This window comes from Psychrobacter sp. ASPA161_9 (genome assembly GCF_051970275.1).
Lineage (GTDB): Bacteria > Pseudomonadota > Gammaproteobacteria > Pseudomonadales > Moraxellaceae > Psychrobacter.
This window is the reverse complement of record NZ_JBEFNI010000003.1, coordinates 86633-98593: the sequence shown is the minus strand read 5'-3', so window position 1 is coordinate 98593 and position 11961 is coordinate 86633. Positions and strand designations below refer to the sequence as shown.

Genomic DNA, 11961 nt, shown 5'->3' with positions numbered 1-11961 from the left:
TTAATATCAATTGATTACCAAATTTAATGAGTTAACGAGAATACTATGGCAGCAGATACGCTTATCAACGACTTTGAATTACCATTCCAATTATATGATGTATTGGGAACTGAAAATTTAACCAAACATCCAAAATTTGCAGAGCACAGCCGCGAAACCTTTGACGCAGTATTAGACACCGCCAATAAAATCGCGACTCAGTTATTCTTACCGCACAACCATTTAGCAGATAAAAAAGAGCCGCAGTTTGACGGCAAAAAAGTCAGCATGATAGACGATGTCAAAGTCGCCTTTGATGCGTTTCGTGAATCAGGCTTTATAGCGGGTCGTTATAGCTTTGACGATGGCGGGATGCAATTACCTGAAACGGTTATGACGGCGGTGGCAGGCTATTTTATGGCAGCCAATCCCTCAACCACGGCTTATCCATTTCTGACGACGGCGGCGATTAATGTTATCTCACATTTCGCTAGTGATGAGATTAAAAATGCCTTTATGCCGCGCATGCTAACGGGTGAGTTTACAGGAACGATGGCATTAACTGAGCCACATGCAGGTTCGTCGCTTGCTGATATCAAAACCACGGCAGTAAAGCAGGACGACGGCAGCTATCGTGTCAAAGGTAGCAAGATTTATATCTCAGCGGGCGATCATGAGTTGTCCGACAATATCGTACATTTGGTATTGGCAAAAGTCCCTGGCGGACCTAGCGGCGTCAAAGGCATCTCGTTATTTGCCGTGCCCAAGTATCGACTCAATGACGATTTATCGGTTGGCGAGCGTAATGATGTGCATTTAACTGGACTCATTCATAAACTCGGTTATAGAGGCGCGACTTCTACGGCGTTAAGTTTCGGTGATGCAGGCGAGTGCTATGGCTACATTATCGGTGAAGAGCATTTTGGTCTGCGTTATATGTTTAAAATGATGAATGAGGCGCGCATCGCTGTTGGCTTTGGCGCGGCAATGATTGGCTATCGCGGTTATCAGTATTCGCTCGATTATGCTAAAGATAGAACTCAGGGCAGAATTGCACCGAAGAATAAACCTGAAGATGCGGCAACGGCGATTATTCAGCATGGTGATGTCAAGCGTATGCTCCTTGCGCAAAAAGCTTATAGCGAGGGCGGTATTTCACTGTGCTTGTATGGCTCAAACCTAATCGACCATATCAATACTTGTGAAGATGATACGCTAAAAAATGAGCTGACAGAGTTGCTAGATTTACTCACGCCAGTGTTAAAAGCATGGCCGTCTGAATATGGGCCGAAAGCCAATGACTTGGGTATTCAAGTATTGGGCGGAGCAGGATATACGCGTGAATATCAAGCCGAGCAGTTTTGGCGTGACAACCGTCTCAATCCCATTCATGAAGGCACAAATGGCGTGCAAGCGTTAGATTTGTCATTCCGAAAGTTATGGCAAAATAAAGGGCTTGGTATTCAAATTCTAAAACGTGAAATCACCAAAGATTTAGAGAATATCAATACACCAGAAACCGCCAAACTTGCGGGTAAATTGATGCCTTATATGGGTCATTTGCATGAAGTGTTGGTGCATTTAAGCAAAATCCTGCAAACGGAAAAAGCCATCACGTTGACTGGTAATGCACAAGCATTGATGAATATCTTTGCCTCTATCGTGGTCAGTTGGATTTGGATTCGCCAAGCCAGCAAAGCTGAGCAATTATTAAGTGAGACCATGGACAGTAATTCACAAGATACGGAAAAACAAAACTTCTATCACGGTAAACTGCAAGCAGCAAAATATTTTATCGATTGGGAATTGCCCTTAATCAATCGTGATATCGAGCTGTTAAATAACGACAATGCTGTATGTACCGATATGCAAGCAGAATGGTTCTAACCAATGAGAAGTTAGTCGCATCGTGTTGAAAAAACTTGCACCATATAAAATAAAACTCTTTTAAAGGAATAAAGTATGACGTTAAACACAAATGGAGTTGCATCAGACGTAACTGGTAAACGCATTTTAATCACTGGCGGGGCGTCTGGTATTGGAGCCGCAAGTGCGTTATTGCTAGCCAGTCGCGGGGCCAAAGTAGTGATTGGCGATTTGGCAGAAGAGATGGGCGCAGCCGTTGCTAAGCAAGCACAAGACGCTGGCAATAGTATCGTCTTTAAAAAGGTCGATGTCACCAGCGGTGATGATGTACGTGCGCTATTTGCTTTTGCCATGGAGACGCTTGGTGGTCTTGATGTGGTAATAAATAATGCCGGCATCGATCACAATCCAGCACCCATGCATGAGCTGAGCGATGAAGATTTCGATCGTAATATCGCCGTCAACCTAAAAGGCGTTTGGCATTGTATGAGGGCCGCTGTTACTTGTATGGCACCCGATGGTGGCGGTCATGTGATTAATGTCGCGTCTATCGCAGGCCTGCGTTCTGCGCCGCTATTATCAGCTTATAGCGCTGCTAAGCATGGGGTAATGGGATTGACTAAATCTGCTGCTCACGAGTATGCGCGCGTTAATATTCGTTTTAACGCGGTATGTCCGAGCTTTATCGATACGCCGATGGTGCGTAATACCATGGCAAACATGGACGAGCGTGCCCAACAAGCAACCATCAAAGCCAGCCCAATGCGCCGTTTAGGTGACGTCGATGAAGTGTCTGGTGCGATTGCATGGCTGGCTAGTGATGAAAGCAGCTTTATGAATGGCCATGCTTTTACCCTTGATGGTGGCATGTTAGCTTAATGGTTTTATACCAATCCCAAAAATATGATTAGCGGTGTCAAACTCGCTTAGTCTACTAATTGTAGTATTTGCACTCGTCTTCCTTGCTGCTCAAATTTTTGGAGATGGTATTGAGTTTCGCAGAGATGATAAAAATTTAAAAATAATATATTTAAAATATAAGGAATAATGATGAAAGATTTATTTGATTTAACCGGTAAGATTGCTTTAGTTACTGGTGCCAGCCGCGGTATTGGTGAGTCTATCGCTCGTCTATTGGCATCTAGAGGCGCACATGTGATTGTCTCTAGCCGTAAGATTGATGCTTGTCAAGCGGTAGCCGATAGCATCGTCGCTGATGGTCACAAAGCCAGTGCCTTTGCCTGTCATGTGGGCGAGATGGAGCAGATTGATGCGATCTTTGAGCATATCAAAAGCGAATTTGGTCAAATTGATATCTTAGTGAATAACGCCGCAGCAAACCCTTACTATGGGCATATCTTAGATACAGATTTGGCAGCTTTTGATAAAACCGTAGAGGTCAATATTCGCGGTTATTTCTTTATGTCGACAGCGGCGGGAAAAATGATGCGCGAGCAGGGCGGCGGGGTGATTTTAAATACTGCGTCGGTTAATGGCTTGGTCGCGGGTGACAAGCAAGGCATCTATTCAATCACCAAAGCTGCAGTTATTAGCATGACCAAAGCCTTTGCCAAAGAATGTGGCCCATTAAACATTCGTGTCAATGCATTATTGCCGGGTCTGACCGATACTAAGTTTGCCTCAGCATTGACCACCAATGATAAAGTTTTAAAGATGGCACTACATGCGATTCCACTAGGGCGCGTAGCTGACCCTGACGAGATGGCAGGTACGGTATTGTACCTAGTGTCTGATGCGTCAAGCTATACGACAGGCGCGACGGTCGTTGTCGATGGCGGTATGCTTGCTTAGTAATGAATGATTGTTTTTAAAAATACAGGCAGTAATTAAAGTAGAGAAACCGTGTGATGCTAATATCATGCGGTTTTTTTGTATTTGCTTTCTGCTATAAGCTCATATTATCTACACTAAAAAATAAATTCACTTTGAAGTATATTTAATAAAAATAAAAAAATAGAAGGGTCGTTGTCGTGTAATATAACTATTGTGATAGTAAATGATGGTTGTATCAAAAGTGATATATAGTCAATCTTTTATAAAAGAACTACAGCGTTAACCTTGCTTGAAGTATTACATATACATCTGCACTCGGTTTCCTTGATCCTCTTTTAAATTGAATCGTCTATAGAGTATGTACTACGTTTTTTACTATCTATCTGTCACAACCAAGCACGAAATGGAATTCATCACATAGTTAGCATACGCTATCTCTACGCCTCAATACGATAAGGAAATCGTCTATGATACATTCTCATATCACTATTTATAATAAGCAAAAATCCAATAATAAAATTAACCAAAAGTCCACTACTAGTAGGATACTGAAGTCAACTCTTACCGCCTTAGTGGCTAGTCTAACGCTTGTATATAGCGCGCAGACATTTGCTCATGGCGGCAAAGTAAATATGGTTCCGATAGAAGAAGCGATGACCACAGCAGGGGCAGATGTCAAATACGATAGCTACGCTAATATGTATACCATTACCAAGAATTCCACACGGGTACAAATCAAACCCAATAGCAAAACAGCCATGGTTAACGGGAAGTCTCTTGCAATTACGAGTCCCCTAGTCATGAAAGATGGTCAAGCTTTAGTGCCTGATTCGTTAGCAAATGAGATTTTGCAATCAGGTTTAGATCAGACTTTTAAGATAGAGCAAAGCCCGCATCCACTCAATGTTTTAAGTAGTAAGGAGATTGAGCAAACGTTGGCTATTATTAAGAAAGCCAAACCTACCGAGACTAATTTACGGTTTTCTGATATACGCTTAAAACAACCTGATAAAGATGCAGTATGGCGTAATGTCACTGAAAACAAGCCTTATAAAGGTGATCGTGTAGCAACTTTTAGTATTTTGAAAGGCAATACGGTCATTGAAGGCGAGGCAAATTTAAATAAAAATTCCTTGACCAGTTGGGATGCGATAGAAAATACCTTTGGTATGGTGCTGGTAGATGATTTTTTTGCCATACAGGACATCATTCAAAACAGCCCAGAATATAAAGTAGCGTTAAAAAAGCATGGTATCGATGATGTGACTAAAGTCGTAGGCACACCATTAACGGTTGGCTATTTTGGTGATCAGGACAATTTAGATCAGCAGCTGCGAGTCCTCAAAATCGTCTCTTATCTAGACGTAGGCGATGGCAATTATTGGGCACATCCCATCGAAAATTTGGTAGCAGTTGTTGATCTAGATAAGCAAAAAATTATTAAAATTGAAGAGGGCAGTGTTATTCCGGTACCGATGACTCCGCGCCCGATTGATGGTCGTGATAAAAAAGTCGTCAATAGCAAGCCGTTGAATATTATTGAACCAGAAGGAAAGAATTATACCATCACTGGCCGAGACGTTGAGTGGAACAATTGGAAGTTCCATATTGGTTTAGATAGTCGTACTGGCTTGCAACTCAGTACCGTTACCTTTAACGATAAAGGTGTTGATCGCAAAATCATGTATCAAGGCAATTTAGGCGGTATGGTTGTTCCTTATGGTGATCCTGATATGGGTTGGTACTTTAAATCTTATCTAGATGCTGGTGAATACGGCATGGGAACTTTAACTTCTCCGCTAGAAAAAAATATCGACGCACCAGAAAATGCTGTACTCCTTGACGCTGTTCTTCCAGATTATCAAGGCAAACCTTATACCATTCCGAATGCTATCGCAGTATTTGAGCGTTATGCAGGCCCTGAGTTTAAGCATCAAGAAATGGGACAAAAGAACGTCAGTACTGAGCGCCGTGAGCTGGTAGTACGCTGGATAAGTACAATAGGCAACTATGATTATATTTTTGACTGGGTATTTCAGCCAAACGGAACGATTGGTATTGACGCTGGAGCCACTGGTATCGAGGCCGTCAAAGGTGTCCTTGCAAAAACCATGCATGATCCGACGGCTAAAGAAGACACTCGCTTTGGTACGTTGATTGATCATAATATCGTCGGCACAACTCATCAGCATATCTATAATTTCCGCTTGGATATGGATGTCGATGGCGAAACTAATCATATTAAACGCATAGATCCAGTTGTAGCTGACAATACACGAGGCGGCCCGCGTACCAGTACCATGGAGACTCGCGAAACTACAGTAGTGACAGAGATGGCCGCCAAAGAAAACTTTGATCCCGCATCTGTGCGTCTAATCAGTAATGCTAGCAAAGAGAACCGTATGGGAAATCCAGTATCTTATCAAATGATTCCGTTTGCAGGCGGCACTCATCCTATTGCAAAAGGAGCCAACTTTGCAGATGATGAGTGGATATACAATCGTCTTAATTTTATGGATAAGCAGATTTGGGTGACCAATTATGATGCAAATGAGTTATATCCAGAAGGCAAATACCCTAATCGCTCTGACAAAGATACAGGCTTAGGGCAGTTTACGAAAAACAATGAAAACATCCACAATAAAGATTTGGTAGTGTGGCTAACGACAGGCACAACCCATATTGCACGAGCTGAGGAATGGCCTATCATGCCGACAGAATGGGTAAATGTCCTATTGAAGCCATGGAATTTCTTTGACGAGACACCTTCGTTAAACATGAATCAGAGTGAAAGCGAGAGCAAATAAGCATCTGTAAAATATGAGATTATTAATGTGGCAATTGTATTGTCGCATTAATATCAATTATTGCTAATCAGACTGACGCTCTAGCTGATTTGATTTTATGGCTCGGTTTCAGTATTTTCATTTAATCCTATAGGTAATAATCCTAATAATAAGAGTTAAGAAAATGAGAGAATTTAATTTAATTATCAACGGCAATAGCGTTGGCACTGCTGACTATTTTGACGTTATCAATCCAGCTGACAAATCTATCATTGCTCGCTGTCCAAAAGCGAGTGTCGAGCAGTTGAATGACGCGGTAGCTGCTGCTAAAACAGCATTCCCTGCTTGGTCAGCGCTGACTTATGAGCAGCGCCGAGATCATTTGATGCAGCTTGCTGATGCCGTCGAAGACCATGGTGAGGAGCTGATGACGCTACTGACCAAAGAGCAAGGTAAGCCTACTAAAGGTTTTGCTGATCTAGGCGCAGGGTTTGAGTTTGGCGGTACATTGGCTTGGATACGTGCTACAGCCAGCATGGATTTAGAACCAGAAACTATTCAGGATAATGATATAGCGCGTATAGAACTGCATCGCAAGCCGCTTGGGGTCGTAGGTTCGATTACTCCGTGGAATTACCCCTTATTGATAGGTATTTGGCACATTATTCCTGCTCTATTGACAGGTAATACGGTCGTCATGAAACCCTCCGAGATGACTCCATTGACCGTATTGCGTTTTGGTGAAATCGCCAAAGCTATTTTGCCAGATGGTGTCTTGAATGTAGTAACTGGTGAAGGTGATATTGGTGCGGCGATGACCTCACACAAAGATATTCAAAAAATCGTATTTACAGGCTCAACGCCCACTGGCAAAGCCATTATGAAAAGTGCAGCTGACAATCTAACCCGCTTAACGTTAGAGCTTGGTGGTAATGATGCTGGTATTGTCTTAGCGGATGCCGATATTGCAGCTTGTGCGCCAAAGATATTTGCAACCTCTTTTATTAATAATGGACAAACTTGTGCTGCGTTAAAACGGCTTTATGTCCATGAGTCGGTGCATGACGAGCTTTGTGAAGCACTAACTAACATGGCCAAAAGCATGAAAACCGGCAATGGCTTCGATGAAGATACAGACTTTGGACCACTACAGAATCAAAAACAGCTAGATATCGTCAAAGCACTTGCCGAAGATGCGAAAGATCGGGGTGCGAATTTCTTATGCGGTGGCGAAGTCACTGATGAGAGTGGTTATTTTTACCCTATTACGCTTGTGAGCAACATTAACGATGGCGCAAGGTTAGTCGATGAAGAGCAGTTTGGGCCTATTTTACCTATTATTAAATTTAGCGATGTGGAAGAAGCAATTGCTAGCGCAAATCGTTTGCAAGTTGGACTAGGTGGTTCGGTCTGGTCGCAAGATATTAAAGAGGCGCAAAGTATTGCTTCTCGTTTAGAGTGCGGTACGGTCTGGATAAATAACCATGCTATGGTTCAGCCTGATGCCCCATTTGGCGGTGTGAAAGATTCAGGGTTTGGGGTGGAGTTTGGAGAAGCGGGCCTAAAAGAATTCACCTTTATTCAAACCGTACAAATTTTTAAGTCTTAATACCTGCTGTTATTTATAGAAAGATTTATTAAAGAGTCTGTGATGCAAGAAAGACTGCAACGCAGACTCTTTATTCACATCTGATAACTGGTTATATCATTTGACTCTGACTAGGCACTGGCATATATTCAATGGTTGCTATCAGCAAGTATTGTACGTTTGACTATGGTTTTGAGCCGTATTCAAAGCTGCAATAGTTGCATTATAGAAAATGGAATGCGCCACAACCAATGGAGTGTACAGAGTGAAAATATATAGTCATGAAAACCTAAGTCTGCATAGACCACTGCCTTACTTTTCTTATGGAAAGATGCATGAGCCGTTAGAGATACCGGAGCGTATGGTTGAGATGCTAAAAGCACCAGCGGCATTAGGGCTAAAGGTTACGAATGCTAAAGAAATCGGAATCGGGCCTATCTTAGCGGTACACGACTTTGGTTATGTTGAGTTTTTAAAGCATGGCTATGACGAATGGATGGCGGTAGATGAGGACCTAGGAGCGCAAGTACAGACGGGGATTTTTGTGCCGTATGACAATCCTGGACTGGGCATCATGGCAAAAGCGGCAAAATATCAGGCGGATGATAGCGCGCCAATCAGTGAGCATTCGTGGACATCAATCTATTGGTCAGCGCAAACGGCGCTTAATGCTGCTGAAGCCCTACTCAACGATGACAGTGGCGACAGCAATGTACAACTCTGCTTTTCACGACCTCCTGGTCATCATGCACGCAAGAGCGCCGCAGGTGGTTTTTGTTATCTAAACAATGCTGCCATCATCGCTGAACATTTAAGGAAAAAATACGCAAAAATAGCGATCATAGATACGGATATGCATCATGGTCAAGGTATTCAAGAGATATTCTACGACCGTAAAGATGTCCTTTATACCTCGGTACACGGTGACCCTGTTAATTTTTATCCTGCTGTTACCGGTCATAAATTTGAGAAAGGTGAGGGCGAAGGTTATGGCTATAACGTCAACTTCCCAATGCCGCATGGGACTGATGAAGAAGGGTTTTTTGATTACGTCGACCAATCAATCGAGACCATGAAGACATTTGATGCTGATGTCATCGTCCATGTCTTAGGTTTCGATGTCTATCAAGATGATCCAGAAGCAAGATGTAAAGTCAGCACAGAAGGCTTTAAGGTATTAGCGCAAAAGATGAAGGCGTTAAATAAACCTTTGATTGTGCTAGTAGAGGGTGGCTATTACATCCAAAAACTCAATGATAACTTGCAGGCGTTTTTATCGGGATTGATAGAAGAAGATAGTTAAATAGGTATTTGATAGATAGTTATTTAATCGAAAAATTGACTTAAAAATGAAAAGGACACGATATCAGTTATCGTGTCCTTTAATGTACTATTTAAGCTGTAACCTACACACTAGTTATACTTTCTACGATACAAATGCTAAGCACCCGTCATAACTCTTATCCAGTACGCCAATTTAAGCTATAATCATCAGCAATTTTCCAATTCAGTCGCATAAAAAGGCCACGAGTAATGATTAATACCAAAATATATAAATCCATTTATGTTTTAGCTGAAAAGCTATTAGAAGCTGATAGTAAAAACGATCAAAAAACATTTGATTTGCTTTATGGGCAGCTAAAAGATCTTTGCATTGAAAATGAAAAGAGTGATAAAGACCACCCAGAACAGTGGGAGACACTTGCTGACTTCACTGAGGATTTGGATGCAGCGCTAGTCATTTATGAGAAAGCGCTCAAAAAAGCCACGGCAATTAATTCAAAAGATCACATGTCATCGATTGCCTTTTCTATGGCAGTATTGCAAATTGAATTGGGTCAAAAAGACGCTGCTATCAACAATCTACAGAATGCCAAAATCAGCGCTAATAAAATTGAAGATAAAGAGTTTAAAGTCGAGATAGACGAACTACTTGCCACATTATTGGCAGAATAAATTTAACAAGCATTGATTCATTATAAGCTGCATTGGTTCTATCAAATTGAATATACTTAGGCTCATCTACTTGCCTTTTGTAGAAAAATTGTCCAAAATGCTGCAACGAAATCGTATTAACGGATTCGTTGCAAGTTTACCTCATTGTAGTGTTCGTTTTAGTATTCATTGTATTGAGGTCTGATTTTAATAGGGAAGTTAATAGGAAGAATGTTATGGGTTCAATTAACCACGAAGAGCGCGTTCAACATGAAGGCTTGCGTGAAAAAATCATGTCTGCTGAACAAGCAGCTTCATTTGTACAAAACGGAATGACGCTTGGTGTTGCAGGGTTTACGGGTGCAGGCTACCCAAAATTCGTACCAACGGCTATCGCTAATCGTGCTAAAGATGCTCACGCTCGTGGCGAAAAATTCGGCATCGGTATGTTAACGGGTGCGTCAACCGCTCATGATTGTGATGGTGTGTTGGCAGAAGCCAACTGTATTAATTTCCGTGCGCCATTCCAATCTGATCCTGCCATGCGTAACCACATCAATGCTGGTAACACTCACTACGTTGATATGCACTTATCACACTTTGAGCAGCAAGTTCGTTTTGGCTTCTATGGCGATATGGATATTGCATTGATTGAAGCGACTGGCATCACGCCAGAAGGTAAAATCATTCCTTCAATGGGTATTGGTACCAATAACCAGTGGCTCAAAACTGCCAAAAAAGTCATCATCGAAGTCAACTCGCGTCAAAGTATGATGTTAGAGGGCATGCATGATATTCCAGCAGACCTCGGTGAGCCGCCGTTCCGTCAGCCTATTCCTATTGTCAAACCAGATGATCGCATCGGTACACCATACCTAGAGTGTGATCTCGATAAGATTATCGGTATCGTAATGACCGATGCGCCAGATCGTAATAGCAAATTTGCTGATCCAGATGATAACTCTAAAACGATTGCTTCACAGATTATTGAATTCTTAGATCATGAGGTCAAAAAAGGCCGTTTGCCAAAAAACCTATTACCACTACAGTCTGGTGTGGGTAACGTTGCAAACGCAGTATTGATGGGTCTACAAGACAGCCCGTTTGATGATTTGATGGGGTACACCGAAGTACTCCAAGACGGTATGCTTGATCTTGTGCTTAGCGGCAAAATGAAGTCAGCGTCGGCAACGGCATTATCGTTTAGCCCAGATGCGCTACAGCGTTTCAATGATAATATCGAGTTTTTGAGTGACAAACTCGTCCTACGCCCGCAAGAATTCACCAACCATCCAGAGGTTATCCGTCGTCTTGGTATTATCGCTATGAATGCGATGATCGAAGCCGATATTTACGGTAACGTCAACTCAACCCATATTATGGGTACCAAAATGATGAACGGTATTGGTGGTTCAGGCGACTTCACTCGTAACTCACATTTCTCGTTCTTTGTCAGCCCATCAACAGCGAAAGGTGGGGCTATCTCTACTATCGTGCCGATGGTATCGCATCACGACCACTCTGAGCATGATGTGATGTTCTTGGTGACTGAGCAAGGATTTGCAGATTTGCGTGGTAAGTCGCCGCGTCAACGCGCCAAGCTTATCATCGATAACTGTGCGCACCCAGACTATCGCCCAATGCTGCAAGATTACTATGACCGTGCTGCTAAGGCCAGTGGCCTACAAACGCCGCATCTCTTAAATGAAGCATTGTCATGGCATCAGCGTTTTGTTGAGACGGGAGATATGCGCATAAATAAGATGCGTATAGCTGTATAGGCGACTCGTAGCAGTAACACAAAACCAGTAATACATTAGTCATAAAACAGTATTAACGCCTCTTATCTGTCATCAGGTAAGAGGCGTTTTTTTATATCTAAAAATAGCTTCTAAACTGCTAGTCTTCAAACTGCTATAGTCAGTTCACAATAAAAGAGATACGTTCAAAACAGCGTTCTGCTGGTATAAACTTTCCTCGCTTGCTGTACGCTTTGCACCCCAGAGGCTTCGA

The 11961-nt window shown here is 42.3% G+C and carries 8 protein-coding genes; all 8 read left to right on the top strand.

Translation table 11 applies throughout. The annotated features are described in order from the left end of the window. Positions 1-45: 45 nt before the first annotated feature. Complete coding sequence (locus ACTQ9S_RS05025) at positions 46-1866, top strand: acyl-CoA dehydrogenase (RefSeq protein ID WP_440454142.1); 1821 nt, start codon at positions 46-48, stop codon at positions 1864-1866. Positions 1867-1941: 75 nt separating this feature from the next. After that, positions 1942-2724 (top strand): SDR family NAD(P)-dependent oxidoreductase, encoded by a 783-nt coding sequence (locus tag ACTQ9S_RS05020; RefSeq protein WP_440454140.1) that lies wholly within the window; start codon positions 1942-1944, stop codon positions 2722-2724. A gap of 168 nt (positions 2725-2892) precedes the next feature. Next, complete coding sequence (locus ACTQ9S_RS05015) at positions 2893-3657, top strand: SDR family oxidoreductase (RefSeq protein WP_228138917.1); 765 nt, start codon at positions 2893-2895, stop codon at positions 3655-3657. Positions 3658-4106: 449 nt separating this feature from the next. Next, the gene (gene tynA / locus ACTQ9S_RS05010) at positions 4107-6446 is read left to right on the top strand and encodes a primary-amine oxidase (protein WP_082787171.1); all 2340 of its coding nucleotides are present in this window, start codon (positions 4107-4109) and stop codon (positions 6444-6446) included. Positions 6447-6609: 163 nt separating this feature from the next. Further along, entirely contained in the window at positions 6610-8034 is a 1425-nt protein-coding gene (locus ACTQ9S_RS05005) for an aldehyde dehydrogenase family protein (RefSeq protein ID WP_440454138.1), read from the top strand. 244 nt (positions 8035-8278) lie between these two features. Next, the gene (locus ACTQ9S_RS05000; RefSeq protein ID WP_068035036.1) at positions 8279-9316 is read left to right on the top strand and encodes a histone deacetylase family protein; all 1038 of its coding nucleotides are present in this window, start codon (positions 8279-8281) and stop codon (positions 9314-9316) included. 230 nt (positions 9317-9546) lie between these two features. After that, positions 9547-9969, top strand: coding sequence for a Replicative DNA helicase (locus ACTQ9S_RS04995; protein ID WP_068035038.1), 423 nt, complete (start codon positions 9547-9549; stop codon positions 9967-9969). Between the two features lie 215 nt (positions 9970-10184). Continuing rightward, positions 10185-11729, top strand: coding sequence for an acetyl-CoA hydrolase/transferase family protein (locus tag ACTQ9S_RS04990; RefSeq protein ID WP_068035040.1), 1545 nt, complete (start codon positions 10185-10187; stop codon positions 11727-11729). Positions 11730-11961 lie beyond the last annotated feature (232 nt).

Excerpts from the sequence above, each read along its gene's own strand:
- ACTQ9S_RS05025 (WP_440454142.1), top strand. The coding sequence starts at position 46 with ATGGCAGCAGATACGCTTATCAACGACTTTGAATTACCATTCCAATTA.
- ACTQ9S_RS05020 (WP_440454140.1), top strand. The coding sequence starts at position 1,942 with ATGACGTTAAACACAAATGGAGTTGCATCAGACGTAACTGGTAAACGC.
- ACTQ9S_RS05015 (WP_228138917.1), top strand. The coding sequence starts at position 2,893 with ATGATGAAAGATTTATTTGATTTAACCGGTAAGATTGCTTTAGTTACT.
- tynA (WP_082787171.1), top strand. The coding sequence starts at position 4,107 with ATGATACATTCTCATATCACTATTTATAATAAGCAAAAATCCAATAAT.
- ACTQ9S_RS05005 (WP_440454138.1), top strand. The coding sequence starts at position 6,610 with ATGAGAGAATTTAATTTAATTATCAACGGCAATAGCGTTGGCACTGCT.
- ACTQ9S_RS04995 (WP_068035038.1), top strand. The coding sequence starts at position 9,547 with ATGATTAATACCAAAATATATAAATCCATTTATGTTTTAGCTGAAAAG.
- ACTQ9S_RS04990 (WP_068035040.1), top strand. The coding sequence starts at position 10,185 with ATGGGTTCAATTAACCACGAAGAGCGCGTTCAACATGAAGGCTTGCGT.